Origin of the sequence: Amycolatopsis sp. NPDC052450 (assembly GCF_044547565.1) — a bacterium.
Taxonomy (GTDB): domain Bacteria; phylum Actinomycetota; class Actinomycetes; order Mycobacteriales; family Pseudonocardiaceae; genus Amycolatopsis.
Genome location: NZ_JBIUAQ010000044.1, coordinates 12,429 through 36,133 on the forward strand (window position 1 = coordinate 12,429; position 23,705 = coordinate 36,133).

The 23,705-nt window shown below is 69.5% G+C and carries 22 protein-coding genes; 16 read left to right on the forward strand and 6 right to left on the reverse strand.

The window, feature by feature from the left end:
- The first annotated feature begins 19 nt into the window (after positions 1–19).
- The gene (locus ACIHAO_RS39605) at positions 20–955 is read left to right on the forward strand and encodes an aminoglycoside phosphotransferase family protein (RefSeq protein WP_396566898.1); all 936 of its coding nucleotides are present in this window, start codon (positions 20–22) and stop codon (positions 953–955) included.
- On the opposite strand, the gene aroA is transcribed toward ACIHAO_RS39605, so the two are convergent.
- The gene (aroA, locus tag ACIHAO_RS39610; protein ID WP_396566900.1) at positions 952–2,238 is read right to left on the reverse strand and encodes a 3-phosphoshikimate 1-carboxyvinyltransferase; all 1,287 of its coding nucleotides are present in this window, start codon (positions 2,236–2,238) and stop codon (positions 952–954) included. The genes ACIHAO_RS39605 and aroA overlap by 4 nt on opposite strands.
- Before the next feature lie 88 nt (positions 2,239–2,326).
- On the opposite strand from aroA, the gene ACIHAO_RS39615 reads away from it, so the two are divergent.
- Both ACIHAO_RS39615 and ACIHAO_RS39620 read left to right on the forward strand, forming a co-directional pair.
- Positions 2,327–4,030 carry a CTP synthase gene (locus ACIHAO_RS39615; RefSeq protein WP_125786278.1) on the forward strand — a complete coding sequence of 568 codons (1,704 nt, stop codon included), beginning with the start codon at positions 2,327–2,329 and terminating at the stop codon, positions 4,028–4,030.
- A complete protein-coding gene (locus ACIHAO_RS39620) occupies positions 4,027–4,653 on the forward strand; it encodes an NUDIX domain-containing protein (RefSeq protein WP_396566902.1) in 627 nt (208 codons plus the stop codon). The genes ACIHAO_RS39615 and ACIHAO_RS39620 overlap by 4 nt, the downstream gene beginning before the upstream one ends.
- A gap of 85 nt (positions 4,654–4,738) precedes the next feature.
- Here ACIHAO_RS39620 and ACIHAO_RS39625 read toward each other — a convergent pair whose 3' ends face one another.
- On the reverse strand, positions 4,739–5,224 hold the full coding sequence (locus tag ACIHAO_RS39625; RefSeq protein WP_396566904.1) for a DUF1707 domain-containing protein: 486 nt from the start codon (positions 5,222–5,224) through the stop codon (positions 4,739–4,741).
- 118 nt (positions 5,225–5,342) lie between these two features.
- On the opposite strand from ACIHAO_RS39625, the gene xerD reads away from it, so the two are divergent.
- The 7 genes from xerD to ACIHAO_RS39660 all read left to right on the forward strand — a co-directional run bounded on the left by xerD (position 5,343) and on the right by ACIHAO_RS39660 (position 12,140).
- A complete protein-coding gene (gene xerD / locus ACIHAO_RS39630; RefSeq protein WP_396566974.1) occupies positions 5,343–6,245 on the forward strand; it encodes a site-specific tyrosine recombinase XerD in 903 nt (300 codons plus the stop codon).
- Between the two features lie 92 nt (positions 6,246–6,337).
- Entirely contained in the window at positions 6,338–7,354 is a 1,017-nt protein-coding gene (locus ACIHAO_RS39635; RefSeq protein ID WP_125786281.1) for a ParA family protein, read from the forward strand.
- Positions 7,351–7,776, forward strand: coding sequence for a cobyrinic acid a,c-diamide synthase (locus ACIHAO_RS39640; RefSeq protein ID WP_125797217.1), 426 nt, complete (start codon positions 7,351–7,353; stop codon positions 7,774–7,776). The genes ACIHAO_RS39635 and ACIHAO_RS39640 overlap by 4 nt, the downstream gene beginning before the upstream one ends.
- Complete coding sequence (locus tag ACIHAO_RS39645) at positions 7,776–8,711, forward strand: segregation and condensation protein A (protein WP_396566907.1); 936 nt, start codon at positions 7,776–7,778, stop codon at positions 8,709–8,711. The genes ACIHAO_RS39640 and ACIHAO_RS39645 overlap by 1 nt, the downstream gene beginning before the upstream one ends.
- The gene (gene scpB, locus ACIHAO_RS39650; RefSeq protein WP_396566909.1) at positions 8,708–9,436 is read left to right on the forward strand and encodes an SMC-Scp complex subunit ScpB; all 729 of its coding nucleotides are present in this window, start codon (positions 8,708–8,710) and stop codon (positions 9,434–9,436) included. Before ACIHAO_RS39645 ends, scpB begins: the two co-directional genes overlap by 4 nt.
- Positions 9,426–10,178, forward strand: coding sequence for a pseudouridine synthase (locus ACIHAO_RS39655; protein ID WP_125786284.1), 753 nt, complete (start codon positions 9,426–9,428; stop codon positions 10,176–10,178). Before scpB ends, ACIHAO_RS39655 begins: the two co-directional genes overlap by 11 nt.
- 93 nt (positions 10,179–10,271) lie before the next feature.
- On the forward strand, positions 10,272–12,140 hold the full coding sequence (locus ACIHAO_RS39660; RefSeq protein WP_396566976.1) for a Xaa-Pro dipeptidyl-peptidase: 1,869 nt from the start codon (positions 10,272–10,274) through the stop codon (positions 12,138–12,140).
- A 60-nt stretch (positions 12,141–12,200) separates the two neighbouring features.
- Here the strand turns inward: ACIHAO_RS39660 and ACIHAO_RS39665 are convergent, their stop codons facing one another.
- On the reverse strand, positions 12,201–13,052 hold the full coding sequence (locus tag ACIHAO_RS39665; protein WP_396566911.1) for a class I SAM-dependent methyltransferase: 852 nt from the start codon (positions 13,050–13,052) through the stop codon (positions 12,201–12,203).
- Positions 13,053–13,102: 50 nt separating this feature from the next.
- Here ACIHAO_RS39665 and ACIHAO_RS39670 point away from each other — a divergent pair, with 50 nt between their 5' ends.
- Positions 13,103–13,732: a TetR/AcrR family transcriptional regulator gene (locus ACIHAO_RS39670; protein WP_396566913.1), complete on the forward strand. Its 630-nt coding sequence runs from the start codon at positions 13,103–13,105 to the stop codon at positions 13,730–13,732.
- Positions 13,733–13,812: 80 nt separating this feature from the next.
- Here the strand turns inward: ACIHAO_RS39670 and ACIHAO_RS39675 are convergent, their stop codons facing one another.
- Genes ACIHAO_RS39675 through ACIHAO_RS39685 form a run of 3 tightly spaced genes read right to left on the reverse strand, consistent with a single transcriptional unit; the run spans position 13,813 to position 15,906 of the window.
- On the reverse strand, positions 13,813–15,009 hold the full coding sequence (locus ACIHAO_RS39675; RefSeq protein WP_396566915.1) for a cation:proton antiporter: 1,197 nt from the start codon (positions 15,007–15,009) through the stop codon (positions 13,813–13,815).
- Positions 15,010–15,015: 6 nt separating this feature from the next.
- Positions 15,016–15,498, reverse strand: coding sequence for a cation:proton antiporter regulatory subunit (locus tag ACIHAO_RS39680; RefSeq protein ID WP_396566917.1), 483 nt, complete (start codon positions 15,496–15,498; stop codon positions 15,016–15,018).
- Positions 15,499–15,513: 15 nt separating this feature from the next.
- The gene (locus ACIHAO_RS39685) at positions 15,514–15,906 is read right to left on the reverse strand and encodes a DUF4267 domain-containing protein (RefSeq protein WP_396566919.1); all 393 of its coding nucleotides are present in this window, start codon (positions 15,904–15,906) and stop codon (positions 15,514–15,516) included.
- A 92-nt stretch (positions 15,907–15,998) separates the two neighbouring features.
- On the opposite strand from ACIHAO_RS39685, the gene ACIHAO_RS39690 reads away from it, so the two are divergent.
- The 5 genes from ACIHAO_RS39690 to ACIHAO_RS39710 all read left to right on the forward strand — a co-directional run bounded on the left by ACIHAO_RS39690 (position 15,999) and on the right by ACIHAO_RS39710 (position 23,700).
- Positions 15,999–16,577, forward strand: coding sequence for a TetR/AcrR family transcriptional regulator (locus ACIHAO_RS39690; RefSeq protein ID WP_396566921.1), 579 nt, complete (start codon positions 15,999–16,001; stop codon positions 16,575–16,577).
- Between the two features lie 92 nt (positions 16,578–16,669).
- Positions 16,670–17,374: a (d)CMP kinase gene (cmk, locus tag ACIHAO_RS39695; RefSeq protein WP_396566978.1), complete on the forward strand. Its 705-nt coding sequence runs from the start codon at positions 16,670–16,672 to the stop codon at positions 17,372–17,374.
- Entirely contained in the window at positions 17,371–18,039 is a 669-nt protein-coding gene (locus ACIHAO_RS39700; protein WP_396566923.1) for a lysophospholipid acyltransferase family protein, read from the forward strand. The genes cmk and ACIHAO_RS39700 overlap by 4 nt, the downstream gene beginning before the upstream one ends.
- A gap of 5 nt (positions 18,040–18,044) precedes the next feature.
- Positions 18,045–19,553 carry a ribosome biogenesis GTPase Der gene (gene der / locus ACIHAO_RS39705; RefSeq protein WP_396566925.1) on the forward strand — a complete coding sequence of 503 codons (1,509 nt, stop codon included), beginning with the start codon at positions 18,045–18,047 and terminating at the stop codon, positions 19,551–19,553.
- Positions 19,554–19,797: 244 nt separating this feature from the next.
- Positions 19,798–23,700, forward strand: coding sequence for a Pls/PosA family non-ribosomal peptide synthetase (locus ACIHAO_RS39710; protein WP_396566927.1), 3,903 nt, complete (start codon positions 19,798–19,800; stop codon positions 23,698–23,700).
- The last annotated feature ends 5 nt before the right edge of the window (positions 23,701–23,705 follow it).

The following is a 23,705-nucleotide window of genomic DNA, read 5'->3' on the forward strand; positions in this document are numbered from 1 at the left end:
GAGCTGTCAGACTCGCGGCATGATCACCGACGAACAACGGGCTGCCCGCACCGCGCGGGCGGTGGCCGCCGCGGTTTCCGCGGGGCGCGACCTCGGCATCACCGTCACCGAACCCGAGGTCCTGTACGACGTTTTCTCCGTCATCGTGCGGCTGGCGCCTTCGCCGGTCGTCGTGCGCGTGCCGACCGTACTGCCGCGCACGACCACACTGGAGACGCAGCTGACCGACCAGCGACGTGAACTCGCCGTCGCCGCCTGGCTCGCCGAGAAGGGGCTACCGGTCGTCAAGCCGAGCCCGCTGGTCCCGGCGGAGCCCGTGCAGCGTGACGGTTTCTCGATGACCTTCTGGGAGCTCATCGAGTTCGTCGAGGACGCGAACCTCACCGCGGAGCACTCGGCCGAGCTCGTCGCGAAACTGCACGCCGCGCTCCGCGACTATCCCGGTGACCTGGCGTTCCTGAACGGCCTCGACCCGTTCATCCCCGACGGCCTCGCCCAGCTCGAAGGCAGGCCGGAGCTGCTCGCCCCGGCCGACCTCGACCGCGCCCGCCGCGAATGGGAGGTCTTCCGGCCGCTGCTGGCCTCGGAGGAGGCCTTCGCCAAGGCGTTTCCCGGGGCCACCGTCCAGCCGGTCCACGGTGACGCGCCGGGCTACAACCTGATCGTCACCACCGAAGGCGAGCTCTACTCCGACTTCGAGCTCGTCAACCGCGGCCCGATCGAACGCGACCTCGCCTTCAACGGCCCAGAAGGTATCGAGGCCTACAACGCCGCCGCCGCGGAACTCGGACTGCGCGAGGTCGATGAAGGCTTGCTGCGGACCTTCGAAGCGGTGGGCCTGCTCCAGGTGGTCGCGTGCCTGTCGATGGCGCCCGGCCTGCCCATGCTGGTGGACGGCCTCAAGCCGATGATCGACCAGTGGCGGGAAACCCCGTTCGCGGGAGGGCTCGCTTAGCCGAGCATCGACGTCCAGGCTTCGGCGAATCCGGGGAAGGTCTTCCCGACCGTCCCCGGGTTCTCCACCTCGACGCCTTCGACCTTCAGGCCGAGCACCGCGGCCGCCATCACCAGCCGGTGGTCGTCGTAGGTGCGGAACTTCCCGCCGTGCAGCGGCGCCGGCGTGATCCGCAGCCCGTCCTCGGTCTCGCGGACGTCGGCGCCGAGCGACGACAGTTCGGTGGCGAGCGCGGTCAGCCGGTCGGTCTCGTGGCCGCGTAGATGCGCCACCCCGGAGATGACCGACGGTCCCTCGGCGAAGCACAGCAGCGCCGCGATGACCGGCGTCAGTTCGCCTACGTCGTGCAAGTCCAGCTCGACGCCGGGGATCGTGCCGCTTCCGGTGACCGTCAGGCCGCCCGCGTCGAGTTCGGCGGTGGCGCCGAGGACCGGCATCAGGCTGCGCAGCCAGTCGCCCGGCTGGGTCGTCCGCTGCGGCCAGCCCGCGATCCGCACCGTGCCGCCGGTCGCGACCGCGGCGGCGGCGAACGGGGCGGCCGTCGAGAGATCCGGCTCGACGATGTACTCGGGGCAGGAAAGCCTTGTGGGCGCGACGTGGAACTCGTCGCCCTCGCGCTCCACAGTGGCTCCGAAGCGGCGGAGCATTTCGACGGTCATCGCGATATGCGGTTCGCTCGGCACCTGGCCGCCGACCAGGCGCACGGTGACACCCTGCTGGAACGACGGCCCGGCGAGCAGCAGCGCGGACAGGAACTGGCTCGACGCCGACGAATCCAGGTCGACCTTGCCGCCACGCAGGCCGCCTTCGCCGTGGACGGTGAACGGCGGCGCGTCGCGGCGGTCGTCGTCGATGCGGGCGCCGAGGCCGCGCAGCGCCTTCAGCAGCGGCCCGATGGGACGGCGGCGGATCGCCTCGTCGCCGTCGAACAGCGCCGGGCCGGTGCCCAGCGCGGCGAGCGCGGGCGTGAACCGGGCGACCGTGCCCGCGTTGCCGAGTTCCACCCGGACGGTCTCTTCGGGATGGACACGGCCGGGGCCGAGCGGGTGCACGAGATAGCCGCCGATGCTGCCCTGCGAGTGCGCGCCGAGCGCGTAGAGGGCGCCGAGCATCAGCCGCGCGTCCCGGGAGTCGAGCGGGGTCCGCACCCGCGTCGGCGCGCTGGCGAGCGCGGCGAGGATGTAGGCCCGGTTGGTGATCGACTTCGAGCCGGGGACGCGGATGTCCGCGTCGAGCGGGCCTTCCGCGACCGGTGCGGTCCAGGTGTCGTGCGCGTCTGTCACGCCGCGAGGGTAGCGGTTTTCCACTCCATCGGACGCTTGCGGCGTGGCCGGTGAGCGCTCCGGCGGGCGTGCGATAAGGTGGAAGCCCGTGGGACTTCAGTCGCGGGCTACCAAGTATGTCTTTGTCACCGGAGGCGTTGCCTCCTCTCTGGGTAAGGGACTCACGGCTTCCAGCCTGGGTCAGCTCCTTACCGCACGTGGGCTCCGGGTCACGATGCAGAAGCTGGATCCGTACCTCAACGTCGATCCAGGCACGATGAACCCGTTCCAGCACGGTGAGGTGTTCGTCACCGACGACGGCGCCGAGACCGATCTGGACATCGGGCACTACGAGCGTTTTCTCGACCGGGCTCTCGACGGCAAGGCGAACGTCACCACCGGACAGGTGTACTCCGAGGTCATCGCCAAGGAGCGCCGCGGTGAGTACCTCGGCGACACCGTGCAGGTCATTCCGCACATCACCGACGAGATCAAGGCGAGGATCACCGCCGCGGCGGGCGCCGACGAGGACGGGAACAGCCCGGACGTCGTGATCACCGAGGTCGGCGGCACCGTCGGCGACATCGAGTCGCTGCCGTTCCTGGAGGCCTGCCGTCAGGTCCGCCACGACGTCGGCCGTGACCAGTGCTTCTTCCTCCATGTCTCGCTGGTCCCGTACCTCGCCCCGTCGGGTGAGCTGAAGACCAAGCCGACCCAGCACTCGGTCGCCGCGCTGCGCAACATCGGTATCCAGCCCGACGCGCTCGTCTGCCGCGCCGACCGCGAGCTGCCGGAGGATCTCAAGCGCAAGATCGGCCTGATGTGCGACGTCGACACCGAGGCCGTCATCGCCTGCCCCGACGCGCCGTCGATCTACGACATCCCGAAGGTGCTGCACCGTGAGGCGCTCGACGCCTACGTGGTGCGCCGCCTCGGGCTGCCGTTCCGCGACGTCGATTGGACCGTGTGGGGCGACCTGCTCGACCGGGTGCACAACCCGTCGGAGACGGTGCGGGTCGCGGTCGTCGGCAAGTACATCGACCTGCCGGACGCGTACCTGTCGGTGACCGAAGCGCTGCGGGCGGGCGGATTCGCCCACCGTGCCAAGGTCCAGATCGCCTGGGTCCCCTCGGACTCCTGCGAGACCCCGGCCGGTGCCGCGGCCGCGCTGTCCGATGTGGACGGTGTGCTGATCCCCGGCGGGTTCGGCATCCGCGGTATCGAGGGCAAGGTCGGCGCCATCGCCTACGCCCGCACCCAGGGACTGCCGCTGCTGGGCCTGTGCCTCGGTCTGCAGTGCATGGTGATCGACGCGGCGCGGAACCTGGCCGGGATCAAGGACGCGAACTCGGCCGAATTCGACGACGAGGGCGCGAACCCGGTCATCTCCACGATGGCCGACCAGCGCGACGTCGTCGCCGGGGAGCGCGACATGGGCGGCACGATGCGGCTCGGCGCCTACGTCGCCAAGCTCAAGCCGGGTTCGCAGGTCGCGAAGGCGTACGGCAGCACCGAGGTCTCCGAGCGGCACCGTCACCGCTACGAGGTCAACAACGCCTACCGCAAGCGTCTTTCCGAGGCCGGTCTGGTGTTCTCGGGCACCTCGCCCGACGACCACCTGGTCGAGTTCGTGGAGCTGCCCGCCGACAAGCACCCGTTCTTCGTCGGCACCCAGGCGCACCCGGAGCTCAAGAGCCGCCCGACCCGCCCGCACCCGCTGTTCAGCGCGTTCGTGAAGGCCGTCGTGGACCGCAAGGTCGCCGAGCGGCTGCCGGTCGAGCTGCCCGAGGCCCCGCAGACGGTGGCCCGGTGACCGAACCCGGCAAGCACGAGTTCACCGTCGCGTCCACAAGGGACGTCCACATCGGACGCGTCGTCGGGCTGCGGGTCGACGAGGTCGTGATGCCCGGCGGCGGCACCGCCCGCCGCGAGGTCGTCGAGCACCTCGGCGCGGTCGCCGTCGTCGCGCTGGACGACGACGGCGCGGTCACGCTGATCCACCAGTACCGGCACCCGATCGGGCGGCGGCTGTGGGAACTGCCCGCCGGGCTGATCGACAAGGCGGGGGAGGACCCCGTCGGCGCGGCCGAACGGGAACTGGTCGAGGAGGTCGGGCTCAGCGCCGAGCGCTGGGAGACCCTGGTCGACGTCGCGGCGTCGCCCGGCTTCACCGACGAGGTCGTCCGCGTCTACCTCGCCCGCGGACTGTCCGAAGTGGACAGGGAGGTCCTCGGCGACGAGGAGGCGGACCTCGTCATTCGGAAGTTCCCGCTCGCCGAAGCGGTCCGGATGGCGCTGGCCGGTGAGCTGGTGAACGGGTCGACCGTCGGTGGCGTGCTCGCCGCGCACGCGGTGCTTTCGGGGGCTGCTTCGGCGCGGCCCGCGGACGCGCCTTGGGAGGACCGGCCGACGAAGTTCGCTTCGCGCGGTCACTGATCGCTTAGCGCGTGAGATGAAAGGCCCCTTCATTGCGAAATTTGCAATGAAGGGGCCTTTCATCTCAGTTGCGGGAGGAGAGGGGTCAGTCCCGGAGGCGGCGGCCTTGAGCGTCGGTGCCGCCGTTCGCCAGCAGCACGATCCCGTCGACCATCGGCCAGACCACCCCGATGCCGCAGGTGACCACCACGACCGCCAGCTGCCCCAAAGCGAGCCCGACGTGCCCGGTGTAGAACCGCCCGGTCCCGAACGGCAGCACGAGCTGCAGCACCCCGGCGGCGATCTTCGACTTCGGTGAATACGGCATGACCGCGGCCGGCTGCGGGTACACGGGCACGAACGGCGGCGGGTCGAACCGCGGCGCCAGGTACGTCGGATGCGGCGCGGGCAGGTCCTGGAACAGCGGCCGGAGTTCGCCGAGCGTCACGGCCTCGTACGCGGCGAGGACCCGGCCCTCGTACTCGTCGGGCGTGATCCTGCCCTGGCTGTAGTGGTCGGCGAGCAGCCGCGCCGCCTCCTCGCGCTCGGCGGTGCCGGCGCGCATCCCGTCCGGGTCCGGTTGCTGGGACATGCTCCCAAGGTAGCCCGTTTCACACCCGCGGCGCGGTACGCGCGGCGAACCCCCGAACGGGTCGTGGTGGTCCTAGAGTGTCCGTGTGTCACGGGCCGGTGGTACCGGAGTCGCCCAGGTGGTCGCCGCATACCTCGACCATCTGGTGGTCGAACGCGGAACCGCGAGGAACACCCTCGACAGCTACTCGCGGGATCTGCGCCGGTACACCGCGTACCTCGACGGCGTCGGCGTCGAACGCTTCACCGACGTCACGTCGGCGCACATCACCTCGTTCGGCGCGGCGCTGCGCGAAGGCGACGAAGAGCATCAGCCGCTCGCCGCCTCCTCGGCCGCTCGCGCACTGGTCGCCGTGCGGGGGCTGCACAAGTTCGCGCACGCCGACGGCATCACCGAGAACGACCCGGCCCGCGAGGTCCGCCCGCCCGCCGCGGCCAAACGGCTGCCCAAGGCGCTGCCGGTGGACGCCGTGCTGAAACTGCTCGAAACCCCGCCGCCCGAGGGCGAACGGCCGCTGCGGGACCGGGCGTTGCTGGAACTGCTCTACTCCACCGGCGCGCGGATCTCCGAGGCCGTCGGGCTCGACGTCGACGACATCGACGACGCCGAACGCACCGTGCTGCTCGACGGGAAGGGCGGCAAACAGCGCATCGTGCCGATCGGCCGTCCCGCGCTGGAAGCGGTGCACGCGTACCTCGTCCGCGCGCGGCCGGCGCTCGCCACCCACGGCAGGGGGACACCGGCGATGTTCCTGAACGCGCGCGGCTCCAGGCTTTCCCGCCAGAGCGCGTGGCAGGTTCTCAAGGACACCGCGGAATCCGCGGGGATCACGGCGGGCGTTTCCCCGCACACGTTGCGCCATTCCTTCGCCACGCATCTGCTCGAAGGCGGCGCCGACGTCCGCGTCGTGCAGGAACTGCTCGGCCACGCCTCGGTGACGACCACGCAGGTGTACACGCTGGTCACGGTGAACACGCTCCGCGAGGTTTACGCGACAGCACATCCCCGCGCGCTCGGCTAAACGACCCGGTCGGTCCCGGCGTGCCTCGTTGGCCCGACTCGTGAATCGCGCATAGGCTGCCGAGGATCCTGCCGAAGAGGAGCTTTCGCGTTATGTCGACACCGAACGAGCCGGCGAAGCCGTCCGCGTCCGCCGGTTCGGCCGCGGCGAGCCTCAGCCAGGTGACCATCGCAACCCCCGCCGAACACGACGGCGACGAACCGTCGGAGGACACGATCTCTTCCCGCGGCCGCAAGGCCAAGCGCGCCAAAGAAACCAAACAGCAAGAACTCGAGAGGGAAGGTATCGGCCCCACCGGCCGTCCGTACCGCGAGATCCCCGATCCGCCGCCGCTGGAACGGCACGGCCCCGCACTCGTGATGGCCATGTGCAACCAGAAGGGCGGCGTCGGCAAGACCACCTCGACCATCAACCTGGGTGCGGCCCTCGCCGAATGCGGCCGCCGGGTACTGCTGGTCGACTTCGATCCGCAGGGCGCGCTCTCGGTCGGTCTCGGCATTCAGCCGCACGAGCTGGACCAGACGGTCTACAACGTCATCATGGAGCGCTCGGTCAGCATCACCGACACCATCCGGAAGACCCGGGTGGACGGCGTCGACCTGCTGCCGAGCAACATCGACCTGTCCGCGGCCGAGGTCCAGTTGGTCGCAGAGGTAGGGCGCGAACACACGTTGTTACGGGTCCTTCGTCCGGTCATGAACGACTACGACTATGTTCTTGTCGACTGCCAGCCCTCGCTAGGCCTGCTGACGGTGAACGCACTGACCGCCGCGGACGGTGTGATCATCCCGCTGGAGTGCGAGTTCTTCAGTCTGCGAGGCGTAGCGCTCCTGATCGACACCATCGAGAAGGTGCAGGAACGCCTCAACCCCAAACTGGACATCACCGGGATTCTCGCCACCATGTACGACCCGAGAACCCTGCACTCGAAGGAGGTCATGGCGAGAGTGGTGGAGGCATTCGGCGACATCGTGTTCGACACGGTGATCAACCGCACCGTGCGGTTCCCCGAGACGACCGTCGCGGGCGAGCCGATCACGACGTGGGCCCCCAAATCAGCAGGCGCGGCGGCCTATCGCGCGCTTGCACGCGAGGTGATCGCCCGGTGAGCAGGCGAGCTTCCCTGCCCGGAGCGTCCGAACTTTTCAGGATCACCTCCAGCCCCGCCCTCGATCTCCCGCCCGCGCCCGAACAGCCCGCCCCCTCGACGGGGAACGGCAACGGGAACGGATCCGGGAACGAGACGGGGCCAGCGCACAAGGAACAGCTGTCCCGTGCCGCGCGCAGCGGTTCCGGGCGGACCAAGCACGACGCGAAGATCACCGTCTACGTCTCCGGCGACGAACTGCTGGCGATGGAGCAGGCCAGGCTGAACTTGCGGGCGAAGCACGGGCTCGTGCTCGACCGCGGCAGGCTGGTCCGCGAGGCGGTGGCCGTCCTGTTGGCCGACTTCGACGCGGCGGGCGAGGAGTCGGTGCTCGTCCAGCGCTTGCGGGCGGGCAGCGAGGACGGGAAAGAGACCGAGAGCTGATGGACGACCCGGCCGCGGCTGCTCCCAGCGGCTCAGAGCCGGTCGAGCGGACAGAGGCAGACGAGACCCCCGTCGTGCACGAGACCGTGCACGGCGGGATGGTCCCCGAAGGACTGGCCAGTGAAGAGCTGAGCACGTCCAAGTTCAAGGTGAACCTGTCGAATTTCCAGGGCCCCTTCGATCTGCTGCTCCAGCTGATCTCGCAGCACCAGCTCGACGTCACCGAAGTCGCGTTGCACCAGGTCACGGACGATTTCATCGCCTACACCCGTGCACTCGGCACGGAGTGGAACCTCGACGAGACCACCGAGTTCCTGGTCATCGCGGCGACCCTGCTCGACCTCAAGGCGGCGCGTCTGCTGCCCGCCGCCGAGGTGGAGAGCGAAGACGACCTGGCCCTGCTCGAAGCTCGGGACCTGCTGTTCGCGCGCGTGCTGCAGTACCGGGCGTACAAGCAGGTCGCGGCGCTGTTCGGGGAGCTTGAGGCCGGTGCGCTGCGGCGGTATCCGCGGTCGGTCGCGCTCGAAGACCGGTTCATGGGGCTGCTGCCCGAGGTGATGCTCGGCGTCGACCCGGCGAAGTTCGCCGAGATCGCCGTCGCGGTCTTCAAACCGAAGCCGCCGCCGACGGTGTCGATCGCGCACATCCACATGGGCCGGGTCTCGGTGCGCGAACACGCCGCGCTGCTGCGGCTCAAGCTCGCGGAACGGGGCGAAGCGACCTTCAGCGAGCTGGTCGAGGATTGCGAGCACACCGTCGAGATCGTGGCGCGGTTCCTCGCGCTGCTGGAGCTGTACCGGGAGGCCACGGTCCAGTTCGAGCAGCTGGAGGCGCTCGCCGAACTGCACGTGCGCTGGACCGGCGGGTCCGTGGCGCAGGCGTCGGTGGCGGCCGAACAGGACCTCGCCGCCGCGGAGGACGAGGAGTACGGGTGAGCCCCGAAGAGACCCAGAAGACCGAAGAAACCCCCGAGACCGGTGATGGGCTGAAAGCTCCCATCACCGAGTCCGACGAGGCGAAGGGCGCTTTCGCCGCGTCGGATGAGGTGCCTGTCGTCGAGGCGGAGCCGCCTGCCGACGAGGGGCTCGTGGCGGCGGGTGACGGCGACTATCCCGACCTCACCTCCGACGAGGCGCTCGAAGCGGCCCTGGAGGCGTTGCTCCTGGTCGTCGACTCGCCGATCAACGAGGAATCGCTCGCCGACACCGTCGGGCAATCCGTGTCCCGGGTCACCGTCGCGCTGCGCACGATGGCGCAGAAGTTCACCGAGCGAACCAGCGGAATCGACCTGCGCCGAGTCGGCGAAGGGTGGCGGTTCTACACTAGGGACGTCTATGCCCCGTTCGTGGAGAAGCTTCTGCTCGACGGCCAGCGTTCCAAGCTGACGCGAGCCGCACTGGAGAGCCTCGCCGTGATCGCCTATCGGCAGCCGGTGACCAGGGCCAGGGTCGCCGCCGTCCGAGGGGTGAACGTGGACGGGGTGATCAGGACGCTGCTGGCACGCGGCCTGATCGAGGAGATGGGGTCCGACCCCGAAACCACAGGCACGCTGTACGTGACGACCGAGCTGTTCCTGGAGCGACTGGGCCTCTCGTCCTTGGCCGACCTTCCGCCCATCGCTCCGTTGCTACCCGAAGTGGACACCATCGATGACATCTGACCCGCATCCCGACGGCATTCGGCTGCAGAAGGTCCTTTCGCAGGCAGGCGTCGCCTCGCGGCGCGCGGCCGAGGACCTGATCGTGCGCGGTCGCGTGAGCGTGGACGGCAAGGTGGTCACCGAACTCGGCCGCCGGGTCGATCCGGACAACTCCGTGATCCACGTCGACGGCACCCGCGTGCAGGTCCGCGAGGACCTCGTCTACCTCCTGCTGAACAAGCCCAAGGGCGTGCACAGCACGATGAGCGACGACCGCGGCCGCCCGTGCGTCGGCGACTACCTGCGCGGCCGGTACGAGGAGACGCCCGGCATCGTGCACGTCGGCAGGCTCGACGAGAACACCGAAGGCCTTCTGCTGCTCACCAACGACGGCGACCTCGGCCACCGGCTGATGCACCCGTCGTACCAGGTGCTCAAGACCTACTTCGCCGAGGTCGAGGGCATCGTCCCGCGCGGCCTCGGCAAGGAACTGCGGGCCGGTTTCGAGCTGCCGGACGGCATCGTCAAGGTCGACCAGTTCCGGGTCAAGGACATGCTGGCCGGTCGTACCCAGATCGAACTGGTCATCCACGAAGGCCGCAAGCACATCGTGCGGCGGCTGATGGCGGCCACCGGGCATCCGGTGCGCAAACTGGTCCGGACCGCGCTCGGCGACGTCCAGCTCGGTGCCCAGCGGTCGGGCTCGATCCGGCGGCTGAACCGCGGCGAGGTCGGTTCGCTCTACCGCGCTGTCGATCTGTAAGACTTTCCGCTCTACTGCACCGGTGATCATCGCGTTTAGCTCTCCCTGACGGGCTTTCAGCCGACGGGGAAGGGCTCAACCGTGAAAACAGTTGTGCTGGCAGGGATCTTGGCGGTCGCCGCGGCCGTGGTCGCGGCGCCGCAGGCCGCGGCGAAACCGCGGGGCAGCGAACCGGTCTACGACTTTGCCCAGGCCGTCCGCGAGACGGCCTGGGTGGACATCGGCCTCGACGGGGACGGCGACGGCCGTTCGGACCGGGTCGCCGCCGACATCATCCGCCCGAAGGAACCGGCGGCGCAGGGCAAGAAGGTCCCGGTCATCATGGACGCGAGCCCGTACTACTCGTGCTGCGGGCGGGGCAACGAGAGCGAGCTCAAGACCTACGACCCGGCGGGCAGGCCGGTCGGGTTCCCGCTCTACTACGACAACTTCTTCGTCCCGCGCGGCTACGCCGTGGTCCTGGTGGATCTGGCCGGTACCAACAAATCCCGCGGCTGCACCGACATCGGCGGGCCCTCGGACGTCAACTCGGCGCGCAAGGTCGTCGACTGGCTGAACGGCCGGGCGAACGGCTACACGACGGCGACCGGATCGGCGAGGACGAACGCGACCTGGTCGACGGGTGCCGTCGGCATGATCGGGAAGTCCTACGACGGCACGGTGGCCAACGGCGTCGCCGCGACCGGTGTCGACGGGCTCAAGACCATCGTGCCGATCGGCGCCATCAGCTCCTGGTACGACTACTACCGCTCCGACGGCGCGAACCTGCGCCAGGGCAGCCCGGCGGGGCTCGCGCAGACCGTTTCCCAGCGCAACGGCGGGCAGAACTGCAGCGCGGCGAACCGGAAGCTCACCGCGGGCGCGACGGCGAACGGCGACTACAACGCGTTCTGGCTCGACCGGGACCACGTGCAGAGCGCTTCGAAGGTGAAGGCCAGCGTGCTCGCTTCGCACGGCCTGGGCGACCTCAACGTCAAGACGATCAACTTCGGGCAGTGGTGGGAAGCGCTGAACGTCGAGCGCAAGATCTGGCTGACGCAGGCCGGTCACGTCGACCCGTTCGACTACCGGCGGTCGGCGTGGGTCGACACCCTGCACAAGTGGTTCGACCACTACCTGCTCGGTGTGGACAACGGCATCGAGAAGACCCCGGGCGCGAGCGTGGAACGGGAGCCGGACGTCTGGGTGGACCAGGCGGCGTGGCCCGCGGGCAGCGCGGTGACCCTGCGTCCCGCGGCCGGCGGCACCCCGGGCGTCGGCACCCTCGGCACCACCGCGGGGACGGGTACGGCGTCGTTCACGGACTCCTCCGGTCAGTCCTCGAACAGTTGGGCCGCACGACCGACGGAGACCTCGAACGGACGCCTGCTGTTCAGCACCGGCGCGCTGGCGAAGGATCTGCACGTGTCCGGGACGGCGAAGGTGACCGTGACCGCGACGCCGTCGACGTCCACAGCGCGGCTCTCGGCGATCCTCGTGGACTACGGCCCGGCGACGATCCGGAACTACACCGGGCCGAAGGAAGGCATCAAGAACGAGCTGACGCAGTCGTGCTGGGGCGCGAGCGCTTCCGGCAACGACGCCTGTTACCTGAACACGAGCACCGACGCGGTCTCGGTCGGGCTGAACATCATCAGCCGTGGCTGGGCCGACCTGGCCAACCACCAGTCGCTGAGCCAGGAATCGCCGTTGACGCCGGGGCAGCCGTACACCATGACGTTCCGGCTGGCGAGTACGGATCATGTTGTCCCGCAAGGGCATCAGTTGGCGCTGATCATCGGCGGGACGGACGGTTCGTTCATCTCGGGTCCTGCGCAGTACCCGAAGATCACGGTGGACCTGGGCAAGACTTCGCTGGCTCTGCCCGTCTCGGGTGCGGGACCGTCGGCGGTTCCGGCTCCGCTTCCGGCGGCTCCGGCGCAGATCGCGCCGGCGACCGTTTCGGGGCTTGAGCGCGGCTGACCCCATGCAATGAAAGGTCCTTTCCTAGCAAATTTTGCAAGGAAAGGACCTTTCATTGCATCAACGTCCGGCGGTGACGATCCAGACCCCGCCTGGGATTCGTACCCCGTGCGGTGTCTCGAATTCGCCGAGCGCGTCCCGTACCCGGTCGCGGAGGCCGGTGATCGCGTCCGCGTCCACGGTCCGCAGGTTGTGCTGGATCGGGGCCATCGAGAAGACGAAGCCGGTCGCGTCGGATGCGTCCGCGCCGAAGTTCATGTCCGCGTCGACCGGAGTGATCTCGATGTCGCGGAAGCCCGCGGCCGTGAGCACCTCGGTGATCCGTTCGGGTGCCAGCAGGGAACCCATTCCGCGTGCGGCGGGGGAGGGCTCGCGGAGGTAGGGCGCGAGCGCCGCGGTCGCCCGGGCGTAGGCGCTGTCGACGTCGCCTGACCGCGGCCCCAGGAAGGCCAGTCGGCCACCGGGCGTCAGCGCGTCGTGGAGATGACCGAACGCCGCCACCAGATCGGCGAAGAACATCACGCCGCCCCTGCTCATGATGACGTCGAAGCCAGGCTCTTCGAACGGGTGTACCTGCGCGTCTCCTTGGACGAACTCGACATTGGCGAGGTTCTCGGCCGCCGCGTCCGCACGAGCCCGCTCCACCAGCGGCGCCGAAATGTCGATCCCCAGCGCGTGCCCGCTCCCGGCCCTTCTCGCGGCCAGCCGGGTGGTGAGCCCGGCGCCGCAGCCCACGTCCAGGACCGCGTGACCGTCTTCGATGTTCGCGGCGGCGAGAAGCGGCGCGTCGAAGGCTTCCATCATGCCGTTGTAGCGCTCCGGGTGATCCGCCCAGAGCCTTCCCTCCCAGCCGTTCCACGCTTCGGCCTGCTGCTGGTTGGCGATCGCCACCATCGGGCACCCCATCGTCATCGTTACTAGAGTTGAGCTCTAGTGGTTGACTCTAGAGATAGACTCCAATCATGAGTGGTGTCAAGGGTGCCCGGGCCGGCCGGGCGGCGGAAACGCGGCGGCGGATCATCGAGGCCGCCAAAGAACTCTTCCTCGCCGACGGCTATGGGGCGACCACGCTTCAACAGGTCGCCGACCGGGCGGGGGTGGCCGTCCAGACCATCTACTTCACGTTTCGCAACAAGCCGACGTTGCTGAAGGAACTGGTCGACGTCGCGATCGCCGGCGACGACAGTCCGCTGGCGACGATGGAGCGGCCCTGGTTCGCGGAAGTGATGGACGCGCCGGACGCGCGCACGGCCCTCGCCGCCCTCGTCACGGGTAGCCGCGCCGTGCTCGAACGGGTCGCCGCCGTCAACGACATGGTGCGCACCGCGACCGCCGCCCACCCCGACCTGCGCGAGCTCTGGCCTGATCGCGAAGATCCGCGCCATACCGTGCACCTGGCGGCGGCCAAGGCTTTGCTGGAGAAGCCCGGCGTCAGGACCGATCTCACGGTCGAGAAGGCGGCGGACATCCTCTATGCCGTGCTGAGTCCGGAGTTGTTCCTGATCCTGACTCGTGACCGCGCTTGGGCTCTTGGTGACTGGGAGTCTTGGGTGGAGGAACTCTTGGCCGCGCAGTTGCTCGAGCGCGGCTGACCCAATGCAATGAAGGGGCCTTTCATAGCAAAATTTGCTATGAAAGGCCCCTTCATTGCGCGCGCACGTGTGGGGCGGCGTCAGCCGGTCTGCGAGGCCGGACTATTCGACCCGAAGGGCCGTCGCTGCAGAGCCCGCGCCACCGGTTCGACGATCCGCGCCGCAGTCGGGCCGAGGATCGCCATCAGGAGTACGTACGCCGTCGCGAGTGCCGCGAGTTCGCCGGTCACCGCGCCCGCCGCCACCGCAAGTCCGGCGATGACGATCGAGAACTCGCCTCGTGCGACCAGTGCGGCTCCGGCACGAGCCCGGCCCATCTTCCCGATGCCTTGCCGTCGCGCGGCCCACCAGCCGGTGCCGACCTTCGTGAGCGTGGTCGCGACCGCCAGGATGACCGCCCAGCCGAGCACGGGCGGGATCGACGCGGGGTTCGTGTTGAGCCCGAACACGACGAAGAACACGGCCGCGAAGAGATCGCGAAGTGGTTCGAGCAGGTGTGTCGCGTTCTCCGCGGTCGAGCCCGAGATCGCGATGCCGAGGAGGAACGCGCCGACCGCGGCCGACACCTGCATCGCCGAAGCCAGGCCGGCGACCAGCAGGGCCGCGCCGAGGACCTTGAGGAGGAACACCTCGCGGTCCGGGCTGTCCACCGCCGCGGAGACGTACCGGCCGAACTTCAGCGCGATCACCAGCACGACCGTGATCACCATCAGCGAGATCCCGACCGCCTTCATACCGCCGAGGAAGCTGACACCGCCGAGCACCGCGGTGAGGATCGGCAGGTACAGCGCCATCACCAGGTCTTCGAACACCAGGATCGACAGCACCACCGGCGTTTCCCGGTTACCGAGCCGCCCGAGGTCGCCGAGCACCTTCGCGATGATCCCGGAGGACGAGATGTAGGTGACGCCGGCCATCACGATCGCGCCGATCGGTCCCCAGCCGAGGATGAGCGCGACGATCGCACCCGGCGCGGCGTTGAGCACGATGTCGACGAGCCCCGCCATCCACGAGCGTTTCAGCCCGGTGAACAGCTCGGCCGCCGAGTACTCCAGGCCCAGCAGGAGCAACAGCAGGACGACGCCGATCTCGCTGGCGAGGTGGGTGAAGTCGCCGATGTCGCCGAGCGGGATCAGCCCGCCCTGGCCGAAGCACAGGCCGCCGATCAGGTACAGCGGGATGGGGGACATCCCGATCTTCCCGGCGAGGCGGCCGAGCGCGCCCAGCCCGAAGAAGACCGCCCCGAGTTCGATCAAGGACAGTGCGGTGTGATCCATCCGCGATCAGCCGTACTTCAAGATCTTGACGGCGGCCTCGAGACCTTCCGAGGTGCCGACCGCGACGAGCACGTCGCCCGCGGTGAGATTGAAATCCGGAGCAGGGGAGGGGTGGACCTGCCCGGCCCGCATCACCGCGACGACCGAGACGCTCGTGCGGGTCCGCATGGCGGTGTCGCCCAGCGTCCGGCCGTCGAACGGCGACGACGCCTTGATCGGCAGCTGCTTGGTGTTGATGCCGGGCAGGTCCCGGTGCTCTTCGGTGAGCTGGGCGACCAGCTGGGGCGCGCCGAGCAGGTTCGCCAGCGCGCCCGCTTCGTCGGTGGTGAGCGGAAGTGAGGCCAGGCAGGCGTCGGGATCGTCCGTTTTGGACACGATCAGCTCGACGTGTCCATCGCGATGGGTCACCACGCCGACGCGGCGGCCGTTGCGGGTGGCGAAGTCCTTGCGGACGCCTATTCCGGGGAGCGGGGTCACTTCGACGTTCACGACGTCAACAGTAACTCACTGTCCGGTTCGCTTCGGGCGGATCAGGAACAGCGCCGAGATCAGGACCATCAAGGCGCACGTGGCGCCGTGGATGCCGAACGCGGTGCCCACGGAACCGTTGTGGGTCAACACGATCAGCATGTCGCCGAACGGGATGAACGCCAGCGCGAGCATGGCCCAGCCCAGCGCGCGGGCGTTCCGGAACAGGAGCAGTGCGAGCACCACGAGCGCCGTGCCGATGTCGCGGACCCCCTTGACCGCGAGGATCGGATCGCCGACGGACGGCATCACCGGCAGTCCGAAACCGCCCGTCTGGGTCTGCGGGAAGAACACGTAACCGCTCCCGAAGTAGAGGACGAAGAGCACGAGGGCGGCGGACAGGACGTAAGCGATCTTGATTCTGGTCATGATCTCCGACTCCAAAAAGCTAGCAGTGCTAGGAACACTGCGAAGGCTAGCGCTAGCACCGCTAGCTTGTCTAGCGATGCTAGGATATTCGTATGGTCACGAACCCCCGGCGCGAGCGGGACCGCTCACAGCGCGAACAGCTGATCGTCACGACCGCCCGCGAGATCGCCGAAGAAGAAGGCTGGGACGCGGTCACGACCCGGCGGCTGGCGGCGAAGATCGAGTACAGCCAGCCGGTCCTCTACAGCCACTTCTCCGGCAAGGGGGCGATCATGGCGGCCGCGGCTCTCGAGGGCTGCACCGAAATGGCCGCCCATATGCGGAAGGGAGCCGGTACGGCGGAGGACTCGCGTGGCGCCCTGCGGAGGCTGGCCGGGAACTACTTCGATTTCGCCGACCGCAAACCCGCGCTCTACGACGCGATCTTCACCCTTGCCAGTGAACTGGACTTCGCCAGTCCGGACAGCCCCGAGCCGTTGAAGGACGCGTTCGGCGCTCTGCTCGAAACCGTGGGCCCGGTGGCCGGCGATTACGACCCCGGCCTCTACACCGAGACGTTCTGGGCCGCCCTGCACGGCCTCGTCACCCTCGAACGCAGCCGACGGCTCCCGGCGGCGGCGCGCGAGGAACGGATCGGCATGCTCGTCGACCGGTTCGCCGTGGGCGGCTGAGGCGTGTCGCGCGCCACCAGGCAGAATGGTCATCGATCAGATGAGCGACGAATGAGCTGAGGAGAGTTTCGGTGACGGGAGCCCTGCGTGGTGTGGTCGCGATGGACGGCCCGTCCGGAACCGGGAAATCTACGGTTTCGCGGAAGCTCGCGACGAAACTCGGCGCCGGCTACCTCGACACGGGCGCGATGTACCGCGTGGTGACCCTCGCCGTCCTGCGCGCGGGGGCCGACCCGGCCGACGCGGACGCGGTTGCCGACGTCGCGCGGAAGGCCGAACTCGGCATCGGAACCAGCCCTGACGACGCGACGGTGACCCTCGCGGGTGAAAACGTCGCCGCCGAGATCCGCGGTGCGGATGTCACCACGGCCGTCTCGCCCGTTTCGGCCGTCCCCGCGGTCCGCGAACTGCTCGTCGCCCGGCAGCGCGAGATCATCGCCGAGGTGCTCGGCCGCGTCGGCGGCATCGTGGTCGAAGGCCGCGACATCGGCACCGTCGTCTCACCCGACGCCCCGCTCAAGATCTTCCTCACCGCTTCGGCCGAGGTCCGCGCCGCACGCCGCAGCGCACAGGATTCCGCCGCCGGCCGCGAATCCACCCACGACGTCGCGAAGGCGGCGGTGGAACGGCGTGACCGCCTGGACTCCACGCGGGCGGCTTCGCCCCTGCGCGCGGCCGAAGACGCCGTCGAGGTGGACACCTCGGCGCTCAACATCGACCAGGTGATCGTCGCGCTGGCGGAACTGGCGCTGCACCGCGGTCTCCTCGAAGGCTGCCCCGCCGAGGCCGCCAGGTGAGCGCGAAGGGACTGCCCGAAGGCGCGAGCGACCCGTTTCACACCTTCGGCCGGGGGATCTCGAAGTTCATCGTCCGGCCCGCGTTCCGGGTCCGGGTCCACGGTGCCGAGCGGGTACCGGCGTCCGGGCCGGTGGTGTTCATGGCCAACCACAGCTCGATGGCGGAACCCGCGCTGCTGTTCGGAATGTTCTCGCGGCGCACCGCGTTCCTGGTCAAGGCGGAACTCTTCAAGGGTTTCGTCGGCTGGTTCTTCCCGAAACTGGGCCAGATCCCGGTGAAACGGGGTGCGGTGGACCGCAAACCGCTGATGATGGCGGTCAAGGTGCTCGAGGACGGCGGTGCGGTGGGGATCTTCCCCGAAGGCACCCGCGGCCTCGGTGACGCCGAAAACTTCGAGCGCGGCGCGGCCTTCCTGGTCCGCGCCGGGAACGCGACCGTGGTTCCGGTCGCCACTCGGGGGACGTACAAACCCGCCGGCGCCAAGAGGCGTTGGCGGCCACGCGTCGACATCATGGTCGGCGAACCTTTCACTCCCGCGATCGGGAAGGGAAGGACAGGGCTGGAGGAGGGAACCGAGCGGCTTCGTCTCGCGCTCGCGGACCTCGTGAAGGCACTGGACGAATGGCGCTTGGAGCACGGGCTCCAAGACACGCGACAGGATTGAAGAAAATGACTGGATTTGACTCCGCCTCCGCGGGGGGAAGTACGTCGGCGGGGCTCGACGGCGTCGGCGAGATCGACGGCTCCTGGTCCGACGAATCCGAATTCACCGCGCTCGACGCGCAGATCGCCGCGGGCGAGGCCGAGGAGGAGGCGCAGCTCGCGCAGCCGGTCCTCGCCGTCGTCGGCAGGCCGAACGTGGGCAAGTCGACCCTGGTGAACCGCATCCTCGGCCGCCGGGAGGCGGTCGTGCAGGACGTCCCCGGCGTGACCAGGGACCGCGTCGCCTACGACGCTTTCTGGGCGGGCCGCCGGTTCACCCTCGTCGACACGGGTGGTTGGGAGCCGGACGCGACCGGGTTGCAGGCCTCCGTCGCCGCACAGGCCGAGATGGCGATGGCCACCGCCGACGCGGTGCTGCTGGTCATCGACGCCAGTGTCGGCGCGACGGCCACCGACGAAGCCGTCTCCAAGGTGCTTCGCCGCTCGAAGAAGCCGGTGCTCCTCGCCGCCAACAAGGTGGACGACGACCGTCTGCTCGCCGACACTGCTTCGCTGTGGTCGCTGGGCCTCGGCGAGCCGTACCCGGTCAGCGCGCTGCACGGCCGCAGTTCGGGCGACCTGCTCGACGCCATCGTGAAGGCGCTGCCGTCGATGCCGCGTGACGGCGACCGCGCCACCACCGGCCCGCGCCGCGTCGCGCTGGTCGGCAAGCCGAACGTGGGCAAATCCAGCCTGCTGAACAAACTCTCCGGCGAGGAGCGGTCCGTCGTGGACTCGGTCGCCGGTACCACCGTCGACCCGGTCGACTCGCTGGTCGAACTGGACGGCGAGACCTGGCGGTTCGTCGACACGGCGGGTCTGCGCAAGCGGGTCAACTCGGCCAACGGCGCCGAGTACTACGCGTCGCTGCGGACCAAGACCGCGATTGACGCGGCCGAGGTCGCGATCGTGCTGCTGGACGCCGCCGAACCGCTTTCGGAGCAGGACCTGCGGGTGCTGACCATGGTCGTCGAAGCGGGTCGCGCCTGCGTGCTCGCCTTCAACAAGTGGGACCTCGTCGACGAGGACCGCCGCCACGCCATGGTCCGCGAACTGGACCGCGGCCTGGTGCGGGTGCCGTGGGCGGACAAGGTCAACATCTCCGCGCTCACCGGCCGGTCCGTGCGCAAGCTCGCGCCCGCGCTGCGGACCGCGCTGAAGTCCTGGGACCAGCGGGTTCCCACCGGTCAGCTGAACGGCTGGCTGGCCGAGCTCATCGCCGCGACCCCGCCGCCGGTGCGTGGCGGCAAGCAGCCGAAGGTGCTGTTCGCGACCCAGGCGGGCATCCGGCCGCCGACGCTGGTCCTGTTCACCACGGGCTTCCTCGAGGCGGGCTACCGGCGGTTCATCGAACGGAAGTTCCGTGAGCGTTTCGGATTCGAAGGCACCCCCGTCCGGGTGAATGTCCGAGTGCGGGAAAAGAAGCAACGGCCCAAGGTCGGCGGAAAAGCGGCCGGTAAACCAAAAGCACGCTGATTTCTCACGATGTAGGTGAATATTTCACTGGGTGGGCACGCCGATGACCTCGGGTTTCGGCGTGTCCACCGGTGAGGTTCGACACTCTGCCGAGACCCTCCCGAGATATGTCGTACACCTGCGGTAAAGTCAAAGGTCTGCTAGCGGGCGCCTCATTCGGAGAGCGAGCCCGAATGACGCACTTCGCGAAAGGTGTGATGGGCTTGAGCGCCCATGGTTCCGTCTTGCCCGTGGTGACCGCCCGATGACCCTGACCGCCGATTCCCGGCCGATCGCCTGCGTCGCCGATGTCACCGTCGCCCCGTCCGCCACGCCGATCGCCGACCGTGCCCTCTTCTGGTCCGGCCTCGGTGCCGGTGAGCGCACCCTGATCGACATCCTTGCCGAAACCGCCGCCCGCCACCCCAACGCGGGCGCGATCGACGACGGCGAAACCACGCTGTCCTACCGCAAGCTCGTCGAAGAGATCGACGACTACGGCCGCAAGCTGACCGCCAACGGCGTCGGCGTCGGCGACCGTGTCGGCGTCCGGATCTCCTCCGGCACCGCGGAGTTGTACGTCGCGATCCTCGCCATCCTGTCCGTCGGCGCCGCCTATGTGCCGGTCGACGCGGACGATCCGGAAGAGCGCGCCGAGCTGGTCTTCGGTGAAGCCGATGTCGCCGCCGTCGTCAGCGATGGCGGCGCGGTCACCGTCGTCGGCTCGCCCGGCGGCGTCGAAGGCGGCCCCGCGCCGGCCGACGACGCCTGGATCATCTTCACCTCCGGTTCGACCGGTAAGCCGAAGGGCGTCGCCGTCTCGCACGCGTCCGCCGCGGCTTTCGTCGACGCCGAGGCCCAGCTCTTCCTCACCGAGGAGCCGATCGGCCCCGGCGACCGCGTGCTCGCCGGTCTTTCCGTCGCGTTCGACGCGTCCTGCGAAGAAATGTGGCTCGCCTGGCGTCACGGCGCCTGCCTGGTCCCGGCGCCGCGTTCGCTGGTGCGGACCGGAGTCGACCTCGGCCCGTGGCTGGTCGCGCAGGGCATCACCGTCGTCTCGACCGTGCCGACGCTGGCCGCGTTGTGGCCCGCCGACGCGCTCGAAGACGTCCGCCTGCTGATCTTCGGCGGCGAAGCCTGCCCGCCGGAACTGGCCGAACGCGTCGCCGTCGAAGGCCGCGAAGTCTGGAACACCTACGGCCCGACCGAGGCCACCGTCGTCGCCTGCGCCGCGCAGATGACCGGCGAAGGCCCGGTCCGCATCGGCCTGCCGCTCGCCGGCTGGCAGCTCGCCGTCGTCAACGAGGCGGGCGAGCCCGTCGCGATGGGGGAGACCGGCGAGCTGGTCATCGGCGGCGTCGGCCTGGCCCGCTACCTCGACCCGGAGAAGGACGCCGAGAAGTTCGCGCCGCTGCCCTCGCTGGGCTGGCGCCGCGCGTACCGCAGTGGTGACATGGTCCGCGCCGAAGCCGAGGGACTGCTGTTCCTCGGACGGCTCGACGAGCAGGTCAAACTCGGCGGCCGCCGGATCGAACTCGGCGAGGTCGACGCCGCGCTCCAGGCGCTGCCCGGAGTGCAGGGTGCCGCGGCCGCGGTCCGCCGCACCAAGGCGGGCAACCAGGTGCTGGTCGGGTATGTCGTGCCCGCCGCGGGTGTCGAATTCGACCACGACGAGGCCGCGACCCGGCTGCGTGAGCAGCTGCCCGCCGCGCTCGTCCCGCTGCTGGCGCTGATCGAAGACCTGCCGACCCGGACCTCCGGCAAGGTCGACCGCAACGCGCTGCCCTGGCCGCTGTCCACTGTGGACGCCGCCAAATCCGGGCTGTCCCCGACGGAGAGCTGGCTCGCCGAAGGCTGGGCCGAGATCCTGGGCGTCTCGGTCGACAACCCGAAGGCGGACTTCTTCACCAACGGCGGCGGGAGCCTGACGGCCGCGCAGCTGATCGCGCGGATCCGCACCCGGCATCCGCAGGTGTCGGTGAACGACATCTACGCCAACCCGAAGCTCGGCGCGCTGGCCACGTTGCTGGACGCGCTGAGCGGCGAGAAGACCGAACGCCGCGACATCGCGCCGACCCCGCGCAAGGCCGGGATCATCCAGTCGCTGCTGATGATCCCGCTGATGGGCCTGGTCGGCCTGCGCTGGACCACGATCGCCGCGACCCTGTCGAACGTGCTGTCGCTGGCCGGTTTCGCCTGGGCGCCGACGCTGAGCTGGGCGTGGATCGCCGTCGCGTGGATCGCGCTGTTCAGCCCCGCCGGCCGCATCGCGATCTCGGCGACCGGCGCGCGGCTGCTGCTGCGCGGCGTCCGCCCCGGCAGCTACCCGCGCGGCGGGAGCGTCCACTTGCGACTGTGGACGGCCGAAAAGCTCGCCGAGTTCAGCGGTGCGGACAGTGTCGCGGGCGCTTCCTGGATGACGACGTACGCCAAGGCGCTCGGCGCGCGGATCGCCAAGGACGTCGACCTGCATTCGCCGCCGCCGGTCACCGGCATGCTGAAACTCGGCCGCGGCGCCGCCATCGAACCCGAGGTCGACCTGACCGGGCACTGGGTGGACGGCGATCTCGTGCACATCGGCAAGATCCGGATCGGCGCCGACGCGCGGATCGGCGCGCGCAGCACGCTGTTCCCCGGCGCGCGGATCGGCAAGGGCGCGGAGATCGCGGCCGGGTCGACCGTGCGCGGCAACGTGCCGGCCGGACAGCGCTGGGCCGGTGCGCCCGCGGCGCGTGCCGCCAAGGATTCGCTCAAGTGGCCGTCGAGCCGCCCGCCGCGGTCGCGGTTCTGGTCTTCGGTCTACGGCGCGACCTCGGTCGCGCTGGGTCTCCTGCCCGCCGTCGCCGCCCTGCCCGCTGTGGCGGTGCTGGGTTACGCGATCGCCGGTGCTCCGTCGCTGGGTGCCGCGCTCGGCCAGGCACTGCTGTTCACGCCGCTCGCGACCATCGCGTACTTCGTCACCTACGCCCTGCTCGTGCTTGCCGGTGTCCGTTCGCTGAGCATCGGCATGGTCGAGGGGTACCACCCTGTGCACGGCCGCGTCGCTTGGCAGGTCTGGGCGACCGAACGGCTGATGGGCATGGCACGTGAAGGGCTGTTCCCCTTGTATGCCAGCCTGTTCACCCCGGTGTGGCTGCGGATGCTCGGGGCGAAGGTCGGCCGCAACGTCGAGGCGTCCACCGTCCTCGCGCTGCCGAAGATGACCCAGGTGGACAGTGGCGCGTTCCTCGCGGACGACACCATGGTCGCCACCTACGAACTCGGCCACGGCTGGCTGCACGTCGCCCCGGCGCGGATCGGCAAACAGGCGTTCCTCGGCAACTCGGGGATGGCCGCGCCGGGACGTTCGGTGCCGAAGCGCGGCCTGGTCGGCGTGCTGTCGTCGGCCCCGCTCAAGGCGAAGAAGGGGTCCTCGTACCTCGGGATGCCGCCGCTGCCGGTCCGCCGGTCGGTCGGCGCGGCGGACACGAGTCGCACGTACACGCCGCCGCTGCGGCTGAAGGCCGCGCGTGCGCTCGTCGAACTGTGCCGCATCGTGCCGGTGATGTGCGGTGTCGCGCTGACCGTGCTGGTGGCCGCGGGGATCTTCGCGCTGGCGTCGTCGTACGGCTTCCTGGTCGCGCTGCTGCTCGGCGGGCCGCTGCTGCTCGCCGCCGGTGCCGTCGCCGCGCTGACCGCCACCGCGATGAAATGGCTGCTCGTCGGCCGGTTCCGCGCCGTCGACCATCCCTTGTGGAGCTCGTTCGTCTGGCGCAACGAGCTCGCCGACACCTTCGTCGAGGCGCTCGCCGTGCCGTGGCTGATCGGATCGCTCGGTGGCACACCGCTGCTTCCGGCGTGGCTGCGGACCATGGGCGTCAAGATCGGCCGCGGTGTGTGGCTGGAGACGTACTGGCTGCCCGAATCGGACCTGGTGAGCCTTGGCGACGGCGCGACGATCAACCGCGGCTGCGTCGTGCAGACGCATCTGTTCCACGACCGGATCATGACCATGTCGCCGGTGACCCTGGACGAGGGAGCGACGCTCGGGCCGCACGGTATCGTGCTGCCTGGTGCGAGCATCGGCGCGCGGACGACCGTCGGACCGGGCTCTCTGGTGACCCGGGGCGACGAGGTTCCCGCCGACTCGCGCTGGCTGGGCAATCCCATCTCGGCCTGGACGAAGTAGGGAAG

Bases quoted from the DNA above. Each gene is read 5' to 3' on its own strand.
- ACIHAO_RS39670 (WP_396566913.1), top strand. From the start codon at position 13,103: ATGAGTGGTGTCAAGGGTGCCCGGGCCGGCCGGGCGGCGGAAACGCGG.
- ACIHAO_RS39655 (WP_125786284.1), top strand. From the start codon at position 9,426: ATGACATCTGACCCGCATCCCGACGGCATTCGGCTGCAGAAGGTCCTT.
- ACIHAO_RS39675 (WP_396566915.1), bottom strand. From the start codon at position 15,009: ATGGATCACACCGCACTGTCCTTGATCGAACTCGGGGCGGTCTTCTTC.
- ACIHAO_RS39645 (WP_396566907.1), top strand. From the start codon at position 7,776: ATGGACGACCCGGCCGCGGCTGCTCCCAGCGGCTCAGAGCCGGTCGAG.
- ACIHAO_RS39685 (WP_396566919.1), bottom strand. From the start codon at position 15,906: ATGACCAGAATCAAGATCGCTTACGTCCTGTCCGCCGCCCTCGTGCTC.
- ACIHAO_RS39605 (WP_396566898.1), top strand. From the start codon at position 20: ATGATCACCGACGAACAACGGGCTGCCCGCACCGCGCGGGCGGTGGCC.
- der (WP_396566925.1), top strand. From the start codon at position 18,045: ATGACTGGATTTGACTCCGCCTCCGCGGGGGGAAGTACGTCGGCGGGG.
- ACIHAO_RS39690 (WP_396566921.1), top strand. From the start codon at position 15,999: ATGGTCACGAACCCCCGGCGCGAGCGGGACCGCTCACAGCGCGAACAG.
- ACIHAO_RS39625 (WP_396566904.1), bottom strand. From the start codon at position 5,224: ATGTCCCAGCAACCGGACCCGGACGGGATGCGCGCCGGCACCGCCGAG.
- ACIHAO_RS39710 (WP_396566927.1), top strand. From the start codon at position 19,798: ATGACCCTGACCGCCGATTCCCGGCCGATCGCCTGCGTCGCCGATGTC.
- ACIHAO_RS39635 (WP_125786281.1), top strand. From the start codon at position 6,338: ATGTCGACACCGAACGAGCCGGCGAAGCCGTCCGCGTCCGCCGGTTCG.
- ACIHAO_RS39665 (WP_396566911.1), bottom strand. From the start codon at position 13,052: ATGACGATGGGGTGCCCGATGGTGGCGATCGCCAACCAGCAGCAGGCC.